The sequence below is a fragment of the Ectobacillus ponti genome (genome assembly GCF_024294785.1).
Lineage (GTDB): Bacteria > Bacillota > Bacilli > Bacillales > Bacillaceae_G > Ectobacillus > Ectobacillus ponti.
Genome location: NZ_JANCLT010000003.1, coordinates 462,911 through 481,567, shown reverse-complemented (window position 1 = coordinate 481,567; position 18,657 = coordinate 462,911). Strand labels below are relative to the sequence as shown.

The following is an 18,657-nucleotide window of genomic DNA, read 5'->3' as shown; positions in this document are numbered from 1 at the left end:
TCCATAAAAGTGTTTGTCTAGCTTCAAAAAATAAATGTTGACGTTTTGTGTTTTGTTCAGTTTTCAAAGAGCTGTTTCTTGCTGACAAGATAATATCTTACAGTATCTTATCGCATTTGTAAATACCTTTTTTGAAATCTTGCTTCGCTCACTGACTCATCAGCGGCGGAAACTAAATATAACATGCCAAGCTGCCTGATGCAATGCCTTTTATACAGGGAATAACAGGAAAAAGGGTCTTCTGAAAGACCCTAGCCCTGATGCACATCCATTACCTTTGCCACATAATCATCCATGCCTGATTTTGCGTAAATGAACAAGGATTGGCCCGCAGCCTCGGCACGGTACACTTCTCCTTTGTCAGGCTCCCGCGCTTCGTCCCGGTGTACCAGAATCTCTCCCGGTGCTGCGACCCCGTACTCCGCCAGAATGCCGGCCACCCGCTTTTCCACTTCACCGGTTGGACACTCCAATCGCTTGATCCGCTCTACAGCTTGCTCCCAGTTCGACATAACACCTCTCCTTTGCTTTTCCTCTTAGTATGACCAGACGTTTGGAAAACTGATGAAGAAATCCACAAAAAAAGAGGACTGCAGCCAGTCCCCTTAAGCGGCAGCCGAAGCAGCCTTCCGTTTGTCTGCCTCATGCAGCAGGCGTCCATACAAGGAAGCCAGCACCTGCTGAAACAGCATGCCAATCACAACAGGCACGGCAACTGCCGCTGGAAAATAATGCACGGCCACGACTGCCCCGGCGCTGATATTCCGCATGCCGCCAGTGAACAACAGCGCTGCCACATCCGCCCGCTCCCATTTGAACAGCATGCCAACACCCCAGGAGAGCGCGTAACCGGATGCAGCCACCACAAACACGATAGCTGCCGTAAACAGCAGCTTACCGTCCACTTTTTCTAAATAGGGAGCAACAACAGAGCTGTTGATCATGACAACCGTTGCCAAGCCGAGTTTCGAGATTGGTGCAAGCTTCGGCGCGAGCGTCTGCTTCACTTTTCCTTTTGTCACTTCATGCAGCAGCATGCCCAATACGGATGGCACCACAACCATGATCAGCAGGCCCTTCATGATGCCCCATGTATCCATTGCCACCTTTTCGCCCGCCAAAAGTGAAATGCTGTAGGGCACCAGAAATGGCGACAAGAAGGTATCGATGAGGATCAGTGACAGCGTAAAGCCAAGGTTCCCTTTATAAATCGATACCCATATAAAGCTGGTAATGCCCGTCGGGATCACCACTGCCAGAACAAGTCCGGTAATGGTATACGCATCTCCCGCAAATGCCACATGCCCCACACCCCAAGCCCAAAGCGGCATGGCAACATGCAAAATGAATAATGCCGCCATCAGCGGCAGAGGCCGGGAAAGCGAGCGGCCAAGCGCCCCAAAGCTCGAGCTGAGACTTCCGGCAAAGGTCATGAAAGCAAAAATCCATGGCACAAGATACGCATACCCCTTCAAGTGCGCCGCCGCCATCACCCCGATCAGCACACTTGCGGGTGTCATGACCGGCATCAAGCGTTCCAACATCCGATTCACGTACATTCCCCCTCCATACTAAGTCACATTGTAACGCGACAGGACGGTTTTGCCTACCAATTGCTCCTCAGGTTTGCGTTCTGCGGGCGGCATCGCTTTGTTTTGCCGTATATCCTGTTCATCTGACAAGAAGAGCCCGGCATATGGCCGGGCCCTTGCTTACGATTCTAAAATGCTCATCAGCTTAATATCCGGGTTCTTATCCTGGAATAAGCGGTGCACAAAGTCATTTTCAAACAGCAGCACCGGGTTGCCCTCAAGGTCCTCCACAAGGATGATACGGGAATCTGTGGACACTTTCTCCACCTTATCCTTCGGAATCCACTTGGCGATGCTGTGGCGCATCGGCGTAAACTCCAAATCAACGCCGTATTCAGCCTTCATGCGGTATTCAAACACCTGGAACTGCAGTTCACCGACTGCACCCAAGATATAGTCACCGAAGAATGGCGTACGGTACAGCTGTACGGCACCTTCTTGCACCAGCTGCGTCATCCCCTTGTCAAAATGCTTATGCTTCAGGGCGTTTTTCGCGCGCACCTTCATGAACAATTCCGGCGGGAACTTCGGCAGTGCTTCAAACTGGAAGGCCTGGCCGTCCCCTACAATCGTATCGCCAATCTGGTAGGTGCCGGCATCGTACAAGCCGATGATGTCGCCCGGATAGGCCTCGTCCACCGTCTCGCGGTCAGCAGCAAGGAATTGCTGGGACTGGCCCAGCTTAATCTTGCGGCCGGTGCGGGACAGCGTGACGGTCATGCCGCGCTCAAATTTACCGGAGCATACGCGCAGGAACGCGATGCGGTCGCGGTGCGCCGGGTTCATGTTCGCCTGAATCTTGAACACGAAGCCGGAGAAATGCGGATAGTCGATATCAATTTTGCCTGCTGAGGACATACGCGGCTGCGGCGGCTGTGTCAGTTGCAGGAATGAATTGAAAAAGGACTGCACTCCGAAATTGGCAATGGCGCTGCCAAAGAAGACAGGCGTCAGTTCGCCGTTCTTGACCTTTTCCACAGAAAACTCATTGCCGGCCTCTTCAAGCAGCATCAGCTCATCTGACAGCGGCTCCAGCATGGAAGCATCCACGTACTGCCTTACTTCATCCGAGATGTTCTCGCCGTCGAAGTCCACAAACAAAGACTCTTCGTTGCCGCGGTATACCTCAATTTTCTTCGCAAAGCGGTCATACGTGCCCTGGAATCGCTTGCCCATGCCGATCGGCCAAGTAACCGGGTAAGACTCGATGCCAAGCACCTCTTCAATTTCTTCAAGCAGCTCAAGCGGCTCTTTTCCTTCACGGTCAAGCTTGTTGATGAACGTCAAAATCGGAATACCGCGCATGCGGCAAACCTTGAACAGCTTGATGGTCTGCGCCTCAATCCCTTTTGTGCCGTCAATGACCATCACGGCGCTGTCCACCGCTGTCAGCGTACGGTACGTATCTTCACTGAAGTCCTGGTGTCCCGGTGTGTCCACAATATTTACATGATGGCCGCGATAGAAGAACTGCATCACACTGGAGGTAACAGAGATGCCGCGCTGCTTCTCAATTTCCATCCAGTCGGATGTCGCATATTTACCTGATTTCTTTGCTTTTACCGTACCAGCGGAACGGATGGAACCCCCGAGCAAAAGCAGTTTTTCTGTAAGCGTCGTTTTCCCGGCGTCCGGGTGAGAAATGATGGCAAACGTCCGACGCGACGTGAGCTCATGCATATGTTCATTTGTCATCGTTACAAATTCCTTTCAAAAACATGTTTATCCTATCTAACAATACACGATTTTGTCCTCAATGGGTAGCACCTCATACTTTTTCCAGTGCCGGCACATAGTATATGTATCCTACAGAAAGGCGGTGCCTCATGATTCGACTCCTCTTTCTCTTCCTTCTCCTGTTTCCATCCGTCGCCGCAGCACAAACCGAAACGAAGGCAGCCTTCATCCGGAACAACCAGCTTTGGCTGCTGGAAGAGAGCCGCGAGACGCAGCTGACAAAGTACACCGGTATTGTTCATGCCCCGCAATGGTCGCACGACGGCATGCTTCTCTCCTATCAAAAGGAGAACCCGGCCGGCAAGAATGAAATCTGGATCTATGACCTGAAAACAAAGCGGCACAAGCGTGCATTTGACAACGGCTTCAACGTGCAATGGGCGCCCCGCGATAATCGGCTCGCCTTTCAGGACATGGGCGTGCTGAATATATTTGAGCACGGCGCGTTCCGCAATGCTGCGCTTGGCGTCGGCAGCTACACATGGCTGCCGGACGGCTCGGGCTTTCTCTTGTCCGCCAACGCCAGTCTGCAGCCGGATGGCTGGACCACTCCCATTTTATATAAAAAGAAGCTCAGTGACACGGCAGACCTCAGCAGCGGCGTGACCCCCTTCTTTACCATCCCGAAAAAGCAGGATGTTCTTGCCGTCACGGCCGAAGATTTCCGGCTGTCGCCAAGCGGAAGGTGGTATTCCTTCATCCTGGCGCCGACAGCATCTCTTGCCATGGACGAGAACCAGCTGTGCACGCTGTCAGCAGATGGAACAGAATTTGAGCGGGTGGCCATTGTTGCTTCCGGCGTCGGCAGGCCGCAATGGGCCTACAGCCATGATATTCTTGCCTACATTGCCGGCAACGGCCGCATTGTATTTGGCTTTAAAAATAAACAGCTTGGCGTAAAAGCCATGCCTGCCTCCTTGACCCCGAACAACTACGCCGAACTGGACTTCACCTGGACAAGCGATGCCTCTATCGTCACCTCCCGTGTCAGGGAAGCGGAATGGGACAATGACGCCGGCAAGCACCCTCGCCCGGTACTGTACAGTGTCGACATTAAGAGCGGCCGGCAAACGAGGCTGACAGAGCCGCCGCCGGGCTTTGGCGACTACAATCCGCAATATGTGCGCAGCCTGCAAAAGCTGATTTGGTACCGCTCCTCCTCTCTGTTTGACAACAGACAGGTCTGGACAGCCAACAGGGATGGCTCCGGTGCGAGAGAATGGCTGCAGAATGTGGACAGCCTGGTTTTCTTCGAGCCGCAAACATTGCAGAATTAGCATGAAGCCCCTATACTGTCACCATATTAGACTTTGAGGTGAAACGATGGGCCATATCCATGAAACATTCAATTGCGAGAAAGAGCTGACGCTTGCCATCATCGGCGGCAAATGGAAGATGCTCATTCTCTGGCATCTCGGCAAAAGCGGCACAAAGCGCTTTGGCGAGCTGAAAAATTTGATCCCCGGCATTACCCAGCGCATGCTCGTAACACAGCTGCGGGAGCTTGAGGAGGACTTGATTGTGCACCGGGAAGTATATCCGGTGGTCCCCCCAAAGGTGGAATATTCCCTGACGAAGCACGGCGAGAGCCTGATGCCGATTCTCGACGCCATGTACGAATGGGGAAAACAGTATATGGAAACAGTAGGCAGCCAGCCAGAGGAGCTATAGTATACTTTTTCTCACTATGTTCCTCCCAAGTTCGTACTTGCGCCTCTTGGCAGTTTAACGAATAATAAACAATAGCGAAATGACAAGGAGGCGTATACATGAAAATGCGCGTTTCAGCCGTACAATATCATCTTCACACCATCTCATCCTTCGAGGAATTTGCACAGCAGGTTGAGCATTATGTCAAAACAGCCGAGGAGTTCAGCGCGGATTTCGTCCTGTTCCCGGAATTTTTCACCACCCAGCTCATGTCCATCGGCGACGAAAACGGCAAGGCCCTTACCATCAATGATCTGCCGAAGTTCACGGAGCAATACCGCGCCCTGTTCATCGAGCAGGCAAAGCGCACCGGCATGCACATTATCGGCGGCACGCATGTAGTGGAGCGCGGCGGCAAGCTATATAATGTGGCGCACATGTTTTATCCGGACGGCCACGTGGTCGAGCAGGCGAAAATCCACATCACCCCGACAGAGGTGCAGGAGTGGAACATGGCTGCCGGAGACGGCCTGCAGGTGTTTGAAACCGAAAAAGGCACTGTCGCGATGCTGACGTGCTATGACATTGAATTCCCGGAAATCGTGCGGATGGCAAAGGCGAAGGGCGCAGACGTCATCTTCTGCCCATCCTGCACCGATGACCGCCACGGCTTCCATCGCGTGCGCTACACAAGCCATGCGCGCACCATCGAAAACCAAATCTATGTCGTGCTGACAGGCACAGTGGGCGCGCTGCCGACAGTGGACTTCATGCGCGCGAACTTCGGCCAGGCGGCGATCATCACGCCAAACGACATTCCATTCCCGCCGCGCGGCATTCTGGCAGAAGGCGAAATCAATGATGATATGATCATCACTGCCGATCTGGATCTTGACCTCTTGTACCAAGTGCGTGAAAAAGGCTCCGTGACCACATGGCGCGACCGCCGCACGGACCTGTACACAGACTGGAAGTAAGCGCCCATGTACCGGAAAGAATTTTACGTATTCGACCAGGACCGCACCGTCCCTGCAGTCGTCCGCAATTATACAGAGGCAGACTTCCCGGCGCTGCACCGGATTCAGCGCGAAAGCTTTCCGCCGCCGTTTCCTGATGAACTCTTATGGAATGAAGAACAGCTGCACAACCACATCACCCTCTTCCCGGAAGGGGCGCTTTGCATTGAAGTGGACGGCGTTGTCGCCGGCTCGATGACGGGCCTGCTCACAGACTTTGACCCGGCGCCTCCGCAGCACACATGGGAGGAAGTCACCGACAGCGGCTACATCCGCACCCATAAGCCGGACGGCAACACGCTGTACGTCGTGGACATCAGCGTCAGCCCGGCTTACCGGAAGCTTGGCCTTGGCAAGTGGCTTATGTTCTCCATGTATGATGTTGTGATGCATAAGGGGCTCGACCGGCTCCTTGGCGGCGGCCGCATGCCCGGCTACCACAGAAAGGCGGACGAAATGTCCATTGACGACTATCTGGCTGCCGTTGTAAAAGGCGAGCTGAAGGACCCGGTCATCACCTTCCTGCTCCGCTGCGGCCGGACGCCGGTTGCCGTTGTGCCGAACTATTTGGAGGATGAGGAATCCTGCAACTACGGCACGCTGATGGAATGGAAAAATCCGTTCAAGATCTAGGCCAAACAGCCTCCTTCCGCAATGGATGGAGGCTGTTCTAATTGATCGCGGACGACTTATTCCCAAGTCTCATCCAGTTTATCAGAATAGAAGGCGATAGCCCGCTTATAGTGCAGAATGCTCTCATCCTCTGTCGCATCAAGCAAGCAGCGCAGCAGCACCTCCATCGCCGCCGCCGCTTCCTTCCTATTGTACAGCGCCATGGCATAAAATACCTTCATCGCTTGATGGCCGGGAAACGCCACCATCCCCTCCCCAAGCACACGCTTCGCCTTCTCATACTCACCCAATGTCCGATAGCTGCTCCCCAGCCCCAAATATGCGCCGGCCAAATCCCGGCCCGCCAGCCCCAGTTCGATGGCCCGTTCGTAATAAGGAACCGCCTTCCGTTCTTCCCCCATTGCATCATAGCTCCACGCGCACTGATAGCACACCAGTGCATCATCAGGATAGTCCTGCGCCAGCTTCACGAGCCGCTCATTCGCTTCCTGCTTTTGCCCGCTTTCCCGCAGGGCAATGGCCCTGTTCAATTCCTGTTCCACACATGCTTTTTCCATGTCTGCATCAATCCTGCCTTCTCTTATGTATCCCTTCTTATTTTCTACCGCCTTTTCAAAAAACCTTTTCCAAAGCTATTAAACTGTTTCTTCCTTTTATCCCTTCCGATGCATGATCCGCTGCGACCGGCTGTACCGAAACCCGTTCTTTTCGTAAAACGGAATCAGGCGCTCCTCGCAGAACAAGCTCACAATATCAATATGAGCCAGCTCCTCCATCAGCCTCGCCGTCAGCTTCAGCCCGATCCCCTCTCTTTGTACGGAGCTGTGAACGACTGCGTCTTCTATGTATGCCCGGAATCTCCCGTCAGAAACAGCCCGTACAAATCCAACGAGCCGCTCACCGCTCCACGCACCGATTGCCGTGCTTCCGCTCAGCATATCGGCAATGTCCGCTTCTGTCCGCTTCTGTCCGCTCCGGCCACCAGCCGGCATCCCGGTACAGCTCCATGACAGCCGCTGCCGGGATGGTCTTTTCTGAAACACTGAACAATTCCATAATCTCACCATCTCCTTAAGAATTTCTTTTCCATATTACTTTATGAAACATCCATGTTCATTTTTTATCAAGCTGTCCAGAATGCCCAAAAAATAAGATGAGCAAGTGCATCAACTGGCAGTCAAACCTGGCTGCTAGTTTTTTATTACTAAACACATAGAAAAAGACTGGCCCATACAGGCCAGCCCTCCTCTCTTATTCTCCCGCAGCCCGCTGCATCACAGGACCCGCCTTGCGCCCGAAGCGCATGGACAAGTACAGGCTGAACACCAGCACAACAGCGCCAAATGCGTACGGAAAGCTCAAATTCAAATCAAACAGAATTCCCGCAGCTGTCGGCCCGAAAATGTTGCCAAGGCTCATGTACGCATTGTTCATGCCGGCCACAAACCCTTGTTCATTGCCGGCCATCTTGGACAGCAGCGTGTTGATGGCCGGCCGCATGATGGAGGTGAACGTGAAGAACAGTGTGGTCAGCACGAGCATATACACAAAGTTGCCGGACAAGAGCATCAGCACAAGCATGATGGCTGAAAGCAGGAATGTGGCGTTAATCAGCTTTTTCTCGCCAAAGCGGTGGATCAGGCGGTCAATTGCCGCTGCCTGGATCACCGTCCCGACCAGGGCGCCGACCGTAATCAGAATGGAAATATCGCCGGTCGTGTAGCTGTACTTACGGTCTACAAACAGCGGGAATACCGCTTCAAAGTTGGACAAGCCAAAGGTCAGGGTAAACACAAGCACAAGCAAGATGAAATAAGGTGCCTTCAGCGACTGCATGAGCTGGCGCAGCATGCTCTCCTGCTTCACCGTGGACTGGCGGGATTCCAGCTGCTGTTCCTTCGAGCGTGTTTCCGGCAGCACCAGGATCGAACCGATCATGGCAAGCGCGCCGGCGCCGGCAGATACATAGAACGGCATGCGCAGCGCAATACCTGCCAATAAACCGCCAATGCCGGGCCCGATGACAAAGCCGAGCGACATGGCAGCTCCGAGCAGACCCATGCCTTTACCGCGGCCTTCCTCTGTTGTAATGTCTGCGACATATGCCATCATGGCCGGAATCATCAGCGCGGCACTCATGCCGCCGACTAAGCGCGACAGGTACAGCATCCAAGTCTCATGCGCCAGGGCAAACAGCAGATTCGACACGGCAAACAGCAGCATACCCGCGACAATCAATATTTTCCGGCCATACTTATCAGACCATTCCCCGCCAAACGGCGAGAAGACAAACTGTGTTAAACCAAAAGCCGCAATCAAATACCCGGCCGTTTTCCCGCCCGCCTGAAATTCATTTAAGAATTGCGGCAGCACCGGGATAATGAGACCGATCCCAAGCATCGCAATGAACATGTTGATGCTCAGCAAAATCAGCGGCGTGTTTCTCTTTTTCAAGCTGACTCCCCCTTTACAAACAAAAAGCCTCCGCCCACCGCATCCTGATCCAATACGGCAGCAACAGAAGCTGCATTATCTTTGCTTATTTTAAAGCATTTCCTGCAAATTAGCCATGAATTTCATCCAAAAATCTATACGGACTGATACCCGGGGAGAGGCCTGCACTCATGCTTGCGATGTGACAGGGTGCTTGAAATACGCCGGCAATTCCAAGCCATTTGCCTTGACAAACAGCACCTCGCTGCCCTCATACACCCTTGTATCCATGAACCCTGTCCCGGTAAAATGCAGCACCGCCTTATCCGCACCGGCCGGCATGAATGCCTGCAGCACCTGCTCCAGCTCTACTTCTCTTTTGCTTACTACATCAAACAGATGCAGCTCATTCCCAACCTGCCGTGCCAGCACGATGACATCCAAGTCCTCCAGATAGTACAGGTTCTGCGGAAACACGGCAGTGCAATAAAACATCAGCAGCTCAGCCGCGTTCGCTGTACCAAAATCCTGCGATACCGGAACACGTCTGCGCGCGAATTCATAGACCCGCGGCAAATCCTGTTCCCCAAGCTGCCGCACACGGCCTGCGCCGGTGCCGGTATACTTCATTGTAAATTGATGCTCCTCCACGGCCTGGAACCCGAACTTCGGGTAGAACTCCAGCACCGAATGGTTGGCAAACAGATACATGATATCATACTGTCCCTCATACTCCGCCAGTACCCGATGCATCAGGTCTGCTGAGAGCCCCCGGCCGCGGTATTCCGGGTGCGTCATAACCGTGCCGATTTGGATGGCCCGTTTTCTTTCGCCGCCCATTACCAGATCGAGCTTGTTCACCGACACATTGGCAACAATCTGATCGCCATCTCTATAGGAATGCGGTTCGTACTGTTCCGTCCAGTATCCTTTTGCGTGCCAATCCGCAAAGCTGATGCCGAACACAGTCTGTGCCAGTTCATCGAAGCTCCGGCGGTATTGCTCCTGATTACGGTATCCCTTGATATAGTCCATACCTTAACACTCACTTTTTCTGTATGTATCACACAGCACCTTTGATTCGGATAGCTCGTGTCTCTCATTCAACTCTGTGCAGTTTTTATAGACAATGCTCTTCTCTGCTGCGACTGTTGCTGTTACTAGCCTCTTCATTTCCATCCTCTTCCCTGTACAAGCTCGCTTTCTCAAAAACTGTATGTCCTACACGTGCCCTTTCAGCCAGCGGACCGTCTCCTCCGCCATCCAAAGCGTTGTCGTATGGCCAATGCGGGGAATTTCTGTAAATGTGACTGCTTCCGGCTGTCCCAGCTCCTTGTACGCAAAGCGCTGAATCTCCACCGGCACCACCGGGTCACTGCTGCCATGCAGCAGGAGCATCGGCCGGTTCTGCTCCTTCAGCAACGGCAGCGGATCATACTCCCTGATACGGGCCAGCTCCTCATCCTCTGCCGCCGGGCGGCCGGACATCCGGCGGAACACCTCCTCCGCCTTTTCCCAGGCGCAAGCTCCCATCAGATTGACAATCCCGGCCACATCCCGGTGTCTGGCAAACATGGCCGAGCCGGCGAAGCCGCCCATTGAGCTGCCGACAAGAAACAACGGGCCTGACCCCGGCAAACCGGCAGCCAGCTGCGGATACTCTTCCACCATCTCCAGAATGACGTCCCAAAACCGCTCTTTTCCTTCTGCGCTGTGATAGTCAAAAGACCCGCGTTCCCCGTGATGCGGCGCGTCCGGAATATATACTGTAAATCCATTCTGCGCCAGAATGCTGCCAAAGAATTGCAGCACCTCCTTGCGCGATCCCCAGCCGTGATACATGATGCATCTCGGTGCCCCATTGCCCATCACCAGGCAAGGAATGCCGTTTATTTCTGCACGCTGTTCCATCTCTATCCCTCATTCCCTTTTTTTGTATGTATTGTATCATATTTTGGGAGCAGCCTGTCCACATACCGCGCCAACAGCATGGCGCCGACATGCAGCGGCAGCAAGCTGTACACGACCCAGCCCGGCCCGCGCAATATGCGGAGCCGATACAGCAGCTGATCTGCAGCATGCATACAAAGCAGCACGGCGCCGGCCAACGGCACACTCGGCCAGATGGCCGGCAGAATGGCAAGCGGAGCCATTCCGGCAATATACATGATGTTTCCTATAAAATGGTCGCGGTAGCGATTGCGGACAACATGCGTCCGGAACAGGCCTGTGTCCAGCCATACAGCAAGCAGAAACTTCGCATTTGTATAGAAGCTCCCTGCACTCAGCAGCAGCACGGCGGCACGGACAACTGCAGGCCGCCTGGAACCTCCAAGCAGTCTGTACCATTGGTCTGACACCCAAAAGCCAATCGGAACGAGCAATAAGGTATAGATGGTTCTCCACCAATAATTCCGGAACAGCCCAAGCCTGATGAACAGCCGCTCGGACAAGGCAAGCAGCACCGTATAGCCCGCCCTGCCGAGTTTCCCAATGCGAAAGGCGGTCAGAAATGTCGCGGCAGCCGGCACTACGACGGATTGCGATACCATCGCCCCAAGCATATTATCAAAATGCTTATTTTGCAGAAGCCCCGGCTTATACCGGTAGCTTCTGAAGATATTGAAGATAACATACTCCAGCATATGGGCAAATCCTATATTGGAAAGCAGCAGCGGCAAGATGCGGGCGTCCTTTTTTCTGACATACGTAAAAAGAAATAACAGCAAATGGACAAGGCCCATTCCGGGAAATAGAAGAAAACGGTACCTCATGAGAATGCCTCCCCGTCCGTATAATCCAAGCCGGATACCCGCGCTTTCAGCCTTTCCACAAATGGCGCGCCTTTTTTGGCGCGGATCAGCATGCTGCCCAGGTCCAGAAACAGCTTGGCTTCCTCTTCCGTAAGCATGCTGAAGTCGGATGGAAAAGCTTCAGTATGCTCAATCGACTTGGCAAACTGCCCGAACATCGCACGCCCCTCACCGGTCAGCTCCACCTGCTTATATTTGGCGTTCTCCGGATGCACGTACACCCGGAGCAGCCCTCTTGCCTGCAGCGGCTTCAGCAGACGGGTTACCGTGGAGATATGCCAGCAGCCATGACGGCTGATATCTGTCGGAGTCTGCGGCCGGTCCGCTGTCGCCAGAAGAAACAACAGGTGCTGTTGGGCACTAGAGAGGCCATAGCTCCTGCCGGCTTCCTCCCATTCCTCTGTCATGCAGAAGTACAGCGCCCGCACCATGAGCACAAGCTGCTGTCTTGTTCCCAAATCCATAATATCCACGTCCCCATTGTTGTATTTACAAGTATCTCATCTGCGCTTGCTCCAGAGCATCTGAAAGCCGTAGATGATGCCCGCATAGGCTACAGCGAGGCTGAACAGATGCCAATGCTTCAGCCTTTTCAGCTCATAGACGCCCTTTTGCTCAAAAAACTTCGTCAGCGGAAAGGCCAGCAGGCAGTCCAGTATGACATTCAGCAGCATGTACATCTTAAAGCTGCCGAATGTAAACCGGAACACCCAAAGCGTGCCGGCAAAGAACGGGCCGAAAATGAAGCTGGCATCGTTCACCGTTTTATTTCGACCGGGCACCTGCCACAGCCGGAGAGGTACGGAAAATAAGCTTTCGAGCAGCAGCAGCACAGCCGCCAATAAAGTCGCCGGCATATACTTTTTCAAGGATTTCTTCGGGTATAATAGCAGCGTAAACCAGGATAACAGTAGAATTCCGAAACGGATTTGCTTGGCTGACATAGAAAACACTCCTCCATAGCTTGCATATACAACTATGGGTAGTATCTGACAATGCTTGCTGTCCTATGTAAAAGCACCACAGTTTCGGTGCTTTCTCCTAAGCCAGCCACCGTGCGAGCTGATGGTACAACGGAATGCCCAACAGCAGGTTGAACGGAAAGGTTACACCGAGCGCCAGCCCCAGGCAGATGGATGGATTCGCTTCAGGCACAGCAGCCTTTCATGCCGCAGGGGCTGCAATATAGGAGGCGCCTCCTGCCAGAATGCCAAGCAACGTCACACCGCCGGCGATAATAAATTCTCAAGCATGTGTTTTCCTCTTTTTCTCTATACAAAAAACCGGCGTCCGCATGATAAGCAGCTGCCGGTTTCTTTTCGACCCATCGCTGTGATGCTTCGAAAATCTCCCTCTTATTTGAATGTTTTCTCCAAATCCTTCACGAGCCGGAACACCATGACCCGCTCGCCGGTCTGCGTGCTGATATCGGTGAAGAAGCTCTTCACTTCCTCGCCGGCAATGTCCACCACCATACGCTTTAAATCCTCCACGCCGGACTCCACAAGATCGGCGCGCACCCGCTTCACCGACAGCATGCCCTCCCGTGTGCCGCACACCGCATACTCGGCAGGCGTCAGCACGCCGCGCAGCGTCACAATGACCATGTCCCGCAGGATATCCGCTTTAACTGATACGGAACCGCGTCCCAGATAGTCCTTCTCCCATTGTGTGATCACCTTGCTGATTTCCGCCTCTACTGTTCCCTTCGTTCTGCTCATACAAAGCCTCCTTATAATAAAAAATCGGCATACTCCTTCACCTGTGTCTGGTCAAGAAATATGCCGATGTATCTCTGTTCTCCCGTTTCCGCCGCTGTCCCGTTCATCCGCCCCTACTGTCGTATTGGCCTATGCTCAAGCACTGCTCCCGGTCAGGGAAAAGCAAGATCTCTCCGCTGTGTATGCTTCTACTGTATTCACAACTCTATTCTATGTCAACTATTTTATCAGTTGCCGCCCATTGTAGTGCTGCAATGCCTCAATGGTCGGCACATCCGCCGGCGCCCATTCGAGTGTATGAAGCTCCGCAAGCGGCACCCAGCGCAGCTCGGCATGCTCCTTGGCAGTCGGCGTGCCGGAGACAATTTTTGTTCTGTATGTAAGCAGGTTTACAATTATATTCGGATACTCATGCACCACATCGGCAATCAGCTCGTACACATCCACCGTACAATCGAGTTCCTCCTGAATCTCGCGCACCAGCGTTTCCTCCGGCTGCTCGCCCTCCTCGATTTTGCCGCCGGGAAACTCCCACAGGTTCGGCAGCGACATGTCCGGGGAACGCAGCGCGCATAAAATCTCGCCGGACTCATTGTATGTAACCGCGCCGACCACTTTTACCAGTTTCTTCATCGTATCCTTCCTTTCTTGCTGTTTTCTCCTACTCTACCACAGCTGCCCCGCCGCGAAAAGCATTCCCCCACAGAACAAAGCCGGCCCCAACAGGCCGGCTTCTGCATCAAGCACCCTTCAACTCTTGCTCCTCCAGCTTGTCCCGCATTTTATGGCGCGCCACGAAGCGGTAGTACAGCGTGCAGGCAATCAGGAATGGAACCCCGCAATAGATGGCCATGCGCTGGTCCGGAATAAAAATCAGGCTCACCATAATGAGCACGTTCATCGTCAAACCAAGCAGCGGCACGAACGGATACAGCGGTGTGCGGTACTTCAGGTCCGCCACCCGGCCGCCGCCGCGGACAAATGCCCGCCGCGCCAGCAGATTGGACAAAGCGATGGATGCCCAGATGAAAACCGCTCCAAAGCCGGCAATGGACAATAGCCAAAGATATACCGTATCCTCCGCGTAGATGCCGCACAGGAGGGATAAGCAGCCGACCAGCATGCTGGCAACGAGGGCATTCATCGGCACGCCGCGCTTGGACAGCTTGCCGAACTTCGGCCCGATCATGCCCTGCTGGGACATGGACCAAAGCATCCGCGACGTGGCGTACAAGCCGGAGTTTGCCACGGACAACACCGCCGTGATAATCACAAAGTTTACAATATCAGCGGCATACGGAATCCCGATTTTATCAAACACGACCACGAACGGGCTTTCCACCAAGCCGGCCTTCTGCCACGGGAACAGACCAGCCAGCACGAACATGGACAGGATGAAGAAAATGAGAATGCGCCAGGCTGTATTGTTGATGGCTCTTGGAATGGTTTTTTCCGGATTGCTGCTTTCCCCCGCGGCCACGCCGACAAGCTCTGTGCCCTGGAAGGAGAAGTTCACTCCAATCATCGTGACTAAAATTGCGGCAATTCCATTCGGAAACAAGCCGCCATGATCAGTAAAATTAGATAAAAACGGAGCCGTTTCGCCGCCCTTCATATCCAGGAAGCCGAACATCGCCGCGCCGCCGAGAAGAATAAAGGCCAAAATTGTAATCAATTTAATGCTGGAAAACCAAAACTCGACCTCCGCAAAGCTCCGTGTAGATAAGGCATTAATACCGAACAGCACAACTGCAAAGATCACACACCAAATCCAGGACGGCACATCCGGAAACCAGCGCTTCATCAGGATGCTGACCGTAATGAGCTCCAGCCCGACTGTCACCGACCAGTTCAGCCAGGACATCCAGCCGACCACATAGCCTGTCCCCGGCGAAATAAACTTTGTGGCGTACGTTTGATAGGATCCAACGTGCGGCATTGCCACCGCCAGTTCTCCCAGACAAAGCATCGTTAAATACATAACCAGACCGCCCACCATGTATGCCAGGATGGCTCCCCCCGGCCCGGCTTGGTTAATCGTGTAGCCGGAGCTCATGAACAAGCCTGTCCCAATCACGCCGCCAAGCGCGATCATAAAAATGTGCCTGCTCTTCAGCTCCCGCCTCAGCTCTTGCTTTTCTCCCATATCCAACATCCTCCCCGTTTTGTAAGCGCTTTTATATTTATGTACAAAGCGCTGTTTCACTGTTTGAAACATTCTGTCTTTATAGGCTGCAGGGAAGCCTGCCTGCCCCACAGCCAGGCTCCCCGTATATTATGCGAACACCTTGCGGATGCGCTCCAGCGCCCAGTCCAGGTCTTCCTTCCCGATGACAAGAGGCGGTGCCAGACGGATGACGGTTTCGTGCGTTTCCTTGCAAAGCAGCCCTTCTGCCTTCAGCTGCTCACAATATGGGCGCGCCGCCCCGTGCAGCTCGATGCCGACGAACAGGCCGCGGCCGCGCACTTCCTTAATAACCGGGTTCTCAATCTGGCGCAGCTGCTCCATGAGGTATTGGCCAAGCTCAGCAGAACGCTCCACCAGCTTCTCCTCCGCAATGACGTCAAGCGCAGCGATGGATACAGCACATGCCAGCGGGTTGCCGCCGAAGGTAGATCCGTGGGAGCCAGGGTTAAATACGCCCAGCACATCACGGTTTGCCGCCACACAGGAAATCGGGAACACGCCGCCGCCAAGCGCCTTGCCGAGAATATACATGTCAGGCACAATTCCTTCCCACTCACACGCGAACAGCTTGCCGGTACGGCCCAGGCCGGTTTGGATTTCATCGGCGATGAGCAGCACGTTTTGCGCCGTACACAGCTCTCTTGCCCCCTTCAGGAAGCCCTCTTTCGGAATTACGATGCCGGCTTCGCCTTGAATTGGCTCGAGCAGAAATGCCGCTGTATTTGGTGTGATGGCTGCCTTCAGCGCATCGAGGTCGCCGTAAGGAATCACCTTGACGCCCGGCAGGAACGGACCGAAGCCGCGGCGGTATTCCGGGTCTGCAGACAGAGATACTGCCCCCATCGTCCGGCCGTGGAAGTTTCCTTCGCAAACGATAATTTCCGCCTGGTTATCTGTAACACCCTTCACATCATACGCCCATCTTCTTGCCGCTTTGATGGCCGTTTCCACCGCTTCGGCGCCTGTGTTCATCGGCAGCACCATTTCCTTGTTCGTCAGAGAAGCCACGCGCTCATAAAACGGCGCCAGCTGGTCGTTGTGGAACGCGCGGGATGTCAGTGTCACCTTATCCGCCTGATCCTTCAACGCCTGCACGATTTTCGGATGGCGGTGGCCCTGGTTAACCGCGGAATAGGCGCTCAGCATATCCATGTAACGCGTTCCTTCTGCATCATACATCCAGATGCCTTCCGCGCGGGAGACGACAACCGGCAGCGGATGGTAATTGTTCGCTCCGTATTGGCTTGTTTGCTGAATAATGCTTTCAGACTTTGTTGTTGTATTCATCATTTGTACCCCCTATCATTGTCCTACTCTTTATATATGCAAAATTCGTGCCAATTTTACAATTCCAACAAAACTCATATCTGCATCGTTGCAATCCACAAAACCGGGTGCAAAATCGCAAAATTCCTTTGCAGTAAATGCAGAATTTCTGTACAGTTATAGCAAGGAGGGTGCAAAATGAATGAACTGGACAAGCTGCGGCAGCAAAACGCGCTGTACGAGCAGCTTTTACATGAAATTGATATGGGCATCCATGTTGTGGATGCAGCCGGAAAAACCATTCTTTATAACCGCAAGATGATGGAGATTGAGTCCATGGACAGCGCGGAGGTGCTGCACAAGAGCCCGCTGGAGGTATTCGCCTTTGCCGAAAACCAAAGCAGCACGCTCATCGATGCCTTAAAGCACGGCAAGGCGCGCCGCAATATTAAGCAAACGTACTTCAACAACAAAGGAAAAGAAATTACCACCATCAACGATACCTTTCCAATCATGAAAGACGGGCGCATCCAAGGTGCGGTCGAGTTTGTCAAAGATATTACGCAGCTGCAGCAGCGCATCCAGGAGAACATGCTGCAAACAAGGGACACCCGCTTTCACTTTGAGCATATTATCGGCCGGTCCGAGGCGGTCCGCTCCGTCATTGCGGAAGCGAAACGGGCGTCGCGCACCTCCTCCTCCGTCCTGCTTGTCGGCGAGACCGGAACCGGCAAGGAGGTATTCGCGCAAAGCATTCACAATGAGAGCGCCCGCGCTTCAAAGCCATTCATCTCACAAAACTGCGCAGCCATTCCGGAAAGCCTGATGGAGAGCATCCTGTTCGGCACGAAAAAGGGGGCATTCACCGGAGCGATGGATAAGCCCGGCCTGTTTGAGGAAGCGAACGGCGGCACGCTGCTGCTCGATGAAATCAACTCGCTCAGCCCGCATTTGCAGGCAAAGCTGCTGCGGGTGCTGCAGGAGCGCACCGTGCGCCGAATCGGCTCGATGCAGGAGAAGGAAGTCAATGTCCGGATTATCGCTACCATCAACGAAGATCCAATTGAGGCCATCGCCGCCGGCCGCATGCGCAAGGACCTGTACTACCGGCTCAGCGTCGTCACCCTCTTCCTGCCGCCGCTTCGGGAGCGCAAGGAGGATATTGACGAGCTCGTTCCCTATTTCATCCAAAAATATAATGTGCTGTTCGGGCTGCATGTCCGCGGCATTGACGAGGAAGTGCGGCGCTGCTTCTTGCTGCACGATTGGCCGGGCAATGTCCGTGAACTGGAGCACATCATTGAGGGAGCCATGAATCTGGCTGAGGGAGAAGACACGCTTACCCCCGCCCATTTGTCCGCCCGCTTTTACCGCTCGCTGCAGGACTTGCCGGCCTCCATCCCTCCACTGCCATCTCAGCCGCCGGCGATGCCTGAGGAAGAGGTTCCGCTTAAGCAAAGATTGGGTGAAACAGAGGCGCAATACATCCGTCAGCTGCTTGAGGAGCATAACGGCAATGTGTCCAAGACGGCGCGCGCGCTGGGCATGAGCCGGCAAAGCCTGCAATACCGCTTGAAAAAATACAGTCTCTGACGTATCGCAGCCTGC

The 18,657-nt window shown here is 53.8% G+C and carries 19 protein-coding genes and 2 pseudogenes; 5 read left to right on the top strand and 16 right to left on the bottom strand.

All coding sequences use genetic code 11. The features are described 5' to 3' along the window. Window positions 1-251: 251 nt before the first annotated feature. The 3 genes from NK662_RS08705 to NK662_RS08695 form a co-directional block, all read right to left on the bottom strand. Window positions 252-512, bottom strand: coding sequence for a hypothetical protein (locus NK662_RS08705; RefSeq protein WP_254758519.1), 261 nt, complete (start codon window positions 510-512; stop codon window positions 252-254). Window positions 513-605: 93 nt separating this feature from the next. Next, complete coding sequence (locus tag NK662_RS08700; RefSeq protein ID WP_254758518.1) at window positions 606-1,559, bottom strand: bile acid:sodium symporter family protein; 954 nt, start codon at window positions 1,557-1,559, stop codon at window positions 606-608. A 153-nt stretch (window positions 1,560-1,712) separates the two neighbouring features. Continuing rightward, a complete protein-coding gene (locus tag NK662_RS08695) occupies window positions 1,713-3,287 on the bottom strand; it encodes a peptide chain release factor 3 (protein WP_254758517.1) in 1,575 nt (524 codons plus the stop codon). 131 nt (window positions 3,288-3,418) lie between these two features. Between NK662_RS08695 and NK662_RS08690 the strand changes: the two genes are divergently transcribed. The 4 genes from NK662_RS08690 to NK662_RS08675 all read left to right on the top strand — a co-directional run bounded on the left by NK662_RS08690 (window position 3,419) and on the right by NK662_RS08675 (window position 6,628). After that, window positions 3,419-4,606, top strand: coding sequence for a TolB family protein (locus tag NK662_RS08690; RefSeq protein ID WP_254758516.1), 1,188 nt, complete (start codon window positions 3,419-3,421; stop codon window positions 4,604-4,606). A gap of 46 nt (window positions 4,607-4,652) precedes the next feature. Then, entirely contained in the window at window positions 4,653-5,000 is a 348-nt protein-coding gene (locus NK662_RS08685) for a winged helix-turn-helix transcriptional regulator (RefSeq protein WP_254758515.1), read from the top strand. Between the two features lie 98 nt (window positions 5,001-5,098). After that, complete coding sequence (locus tag NK662_RS08680) at window positions 5,099-5,956, top strand: carbon-nitrogen hydrolase family protein (RefSeq protein ID WP_254758514.1); 858 nt, start codon at window positions 5,099-5,101, stop codon at window positions 5,954-5,956. Between the two features lie 6 nt (window positions 5,957-5,962). Continuing rightward, entirely contained in the window at window positions 5,963-6,628 is a 666-nt protein-coding gene (locus tag NK662_RS08675) for a GNAT family N-acetyltransferase (RefSeq protein WP_254758513.1), read from the top strand. 56 nt (window positions 6,629-6,684) lie between these two features. Here the strand turns inward: NK662_RS08675 and NK662_RS08670 are convergent, their stop codons facing one another. The 13 genes and pseudogenes from NK662_RS08670 to NK662_RS08610 form a co-directional block, all read right to left on the bottom strand. Next, window positions 6,685-7,170 carry a tetratricopeptide repeat protein gene (locus NK662_RS08670; protein WP_254758542.1) on the bottom strand — a complete coding sequence of 162 codons (486 nt, stop codon included), beginning with the start codon at window positions 7,168-7,170 and terminating at the stop codon, window positions 6,685-6,687. Between the two features lie 111 nt (window positions 7,171-7,281). Next, window positions 7,282-7,684 (bottom strand): annotated as a pseudogene (locus NK662_RS08665) (GNAT family N-acetyltransferase). 195 nt (window positions 7,685-7,879) lie between these two features. Then, window positions 7,880-9,082, bottom strand: coding sequence for an MFS transporter (locus NK662_RS08660; RefSeq protein ID WP_279664000.1), 1,203 nt, complete (start codon window positions 9,080-9,082; stop codon window positions 7,880-7,882). 168 nt (window positions 9,083-9,250) lie between these two features. Next, window positions 9,251-10,096 carry a GNAT family N-acetyltransferase gene (locus NK662_RS08655; RefSeq protein ID WP_254758512.1) on the bottom strand — a complete coding sequence of 282 codons (846 nt, stop codon included), beginning with the start codon at window positions 10,094-10,096 and terminating at the stop codon, window positions 9,251-9,253. 186 nt (window positions 10,097-10,282) lie between these two features. Beyond that, complete coding sequence (locus NK662_RS08650; RefSeq protein WP_254758511.1) at window positions 10,283-10,972, bottom strand: alpha/beta fold hydrolase; 690 nt, start codon at window positions 10,970-10,972, stop codon at window positions 10,283-10,285. Window positions 10,973-10,974: 2 nt separating this feature from the next. After that, on the bottom strand, window positions 10,975-11,835 hold the full coding sequence (locus NK662_RS08645) for a hypothetical protein (RefSeq protein ID WP_254758510.1): 861 nt from the start codon (window positions 11,833-11,835) through the stop codon (window positions 10,975-10,977). Further along, the gene (locus NK662_RS08640; protein WP_254758509.1) at window positions 11,832-12,338 is read right to left on the bottom strand and encodes a MarR family winged helix-turn-helix transcriptional regulator; all 507 of its coding nucleotides are present in this window, start codon (window positions 12,336-12,338) and stop codon (window positions 11,832-11,834) included. Before NK662_RS08640 ends, NK662_RS08645 begins: the two co-directional genes overlap by 4 nt. Before the next feature lie 36 nt (window positions 12,339-12,374). Then, window positions 12,375-12,818 carry a hypothetical protein gene (locus NK662_RS08635; protein WP_254758508.1) on the bottom strand — a complete coding sequence of 148 codons (444 nt, stop codon included), beginning with the start codon at window positions 12,816-12,818 and terminating at the stop codon, window positions 12,375-12,377. A 97-nt stretch (window positions 12,819-12,915) separates the two neighbouring features. Beyond that, a pseudogene (locus tag NK662_RS08630) lies at window positions 12,916-13,104 on the bottom strand (sodium-dependent bicarbonate transport family permease); the annotation flags it as partial. 125 nt (window positions 13,105-13,229) lie between these two features. After that, window positions 13,230-13,595, bottom strand: a complete 366-nt coding sequence (locus NK662_RS08625) for a Na-translocating system protein MpsC family protein (protein WP_254758507.1) — start codon at window positions 13,593-13,595, stop codon at window positions 13,230-13,232. A 219-nt stretch (window positions 13,596-13,814) separates the two neighbouring features. Beyond that, a complete protein-coding gene (locus tag NK662_RS08620) occupies window positions 13,815-14,228 on the bottom strand; it encodes a (deoxy)nucleoside triphosphate pyrophosphohydrolase (protein ID WP_254758506.1) in 414 nt (137 codons plus the stop codon). Between the two features lie 106 nt (window positions 14,229-14,334). Further along, on the bottom strand, window positions 14,335-15,741 hold the full coding sequence (locus tag NK662_RS08615; protein ID WP_254758505.1) for an amino acid permease: 1,407 nt from the start codon (window positions 15,739-15,741) through the stop codon (window positions 14,335-14,337). Between the two features lie 129 nt (window positions 15,742-15,870). After that, window positions 15,871-17,070 (bottom strand): ornithine--oxo-acid transaminase, encoded by a 1,200-nt coding sequence (locus NK662_RS08610; protein WP_254758504.1) that lies wholly within the window; start codon window positions 17,068-17,070, stop codon window positions 15,871-15,873. Between the two features lie 177 nt (window positions 17,071-17,247). Here NK662_RS08610 and NK662_RS08605 point away from each other — a divergent pair, with 177 nt between their 5' ends. Next, window positions 17,248-18,642, top strand: a complete 1,395-nt coding sequence (locus NK662_RS08605) for a sigma-54 interaction domain-containing protein (RefSeq protein WP_254758503.1) — start codon at window positions 17,248-17,250, stop codon at window positions 18,640-18,642. Window positions 18,643-18,657 lie beyond the last annotated feature (15 nt).

Excerpts from the sequence above, each read along its gene's own strand:
- NK662_RS08705 (WP_254758519.1), bottom strand. The coding sequence starts at position 512 with ATGTCGAACTGGGAGCAAGCTGTAGAGCGGATCAAGCGATTGGAGTGT.
- NK662_RS08700 (WP_254758518.1), bottom strand. The coding sequence starts at position 1,559 with ATGTACGTGAATCGGATGTTGGAACGCTTGATGCCGGTCATGACACCC.
- NK662_RS08695 (WP_254758517.1), bottom strand. The coding sequence starts at position 3,287 with ATGACAAATGAACATATGCATGAGCTCACGTCGCGTCGGACGTTTGCC.
- NK662_RS08690 (WP_254758516.1), top strand. The coding sequence starts at position 3,419 with ATGATTCGACTCCTCTTTCTCTTCCTTCTCCTGTTTCCATCCGTCGCC.
- NK662_RS08685 (WP_254758515.1), top strand. The coding sequence starts at position 4,653 with ATGGGCCATATCCATGAAACATTCAATTGCGAGAAAGAGCTGACGCTT.
- NK662_RS08680 (WP_254758514.1), top strand. The coding sequence starts at position 5,099 with ATGAAAATGCGCGTTTCAGCCGTACAATATCATCTTCACACCATCTCA.
- NK662_RS08675 (WP_254758513.1), top strand. The coding sequence starts at position 5,963 with ATGTACCGGAAAGAATTTTACGTATTCGACCAGGACCGCACCGTCCCT.
- NK662_RS08655 (WP_254758512.1), bottom strand. The coding sequence starts at position 10,096 with ATGGACTATATCAAGGGATACCGTAATCAGGAGCAATACCGCCGGAGC.
- NK662_RS08650 (WP_254758511.1), bottom strand. The coding sequence starts at position 10,972 with ATGGAACAGCGTGCAGAAATAAACGGCATTCCTTGCCTGGTGATGGGC.
- NK662_RS08645 (WP_254758510.1), bottom strand. The coding sequence starts at position 11,835 with ATGAGGTACCGTTTTCTTCTATTTCCCGGAATGGGCCTTGTCCATTTG.
- NK662_RS08640 (WP_254758509.1), bottom strand. The coding sequence starts at position 12,338 with ATGGATTTGGGAACAAGACAGCAGCTTGTGCTCATGGTGCGGGCGCTG.
- NK662_RS08635 (WP_254758508.1), bottom strand. The coding sequence starts at position 12,818 with ATGTCAGCCAAGCAAATCCGTTTCGGAATTCTACTGTTATCCTGGTTT.
- NK662_RS08625 (WP_254758507.1), bottom strand. The coding sequence starts at position 13,595 with ATGAGCAGAACGAAGGGAACAGTAGAGGCGGAAATCAGCAAGGTGATC.
- NK662_RS08620 (WP_254758506.1), bottom strand. The coding sequence starts at position 14,228 with ATGAAGAAACTGGTAAAAGTGGTCGGCGCGGTTACATACAATGAGTCC.
- NK662_RS08615 (WP_254758505.1), bottom strand. The coding sequence starts at position 15,741 with ATGGGAGAAAAGCAAGAGCTGAGGCGGGAGCTGAAGAGCAGGCACATT.
- NK662_RS08610 (WP_254758504.1), bottom strand. The coding sequence starts at position 17,070 with ATGAATACAACAACAAAGTCTGAAAGCATTATTCAGCAAACAAGCCAA.
- NK662_RS08605 (WP_254758503.1), top strand. The coding sequence starts at position 17,248 with ATGAATGAACTGGACAAGCTGCGGCAGCAAAACGCGCTGTACGAGCAG.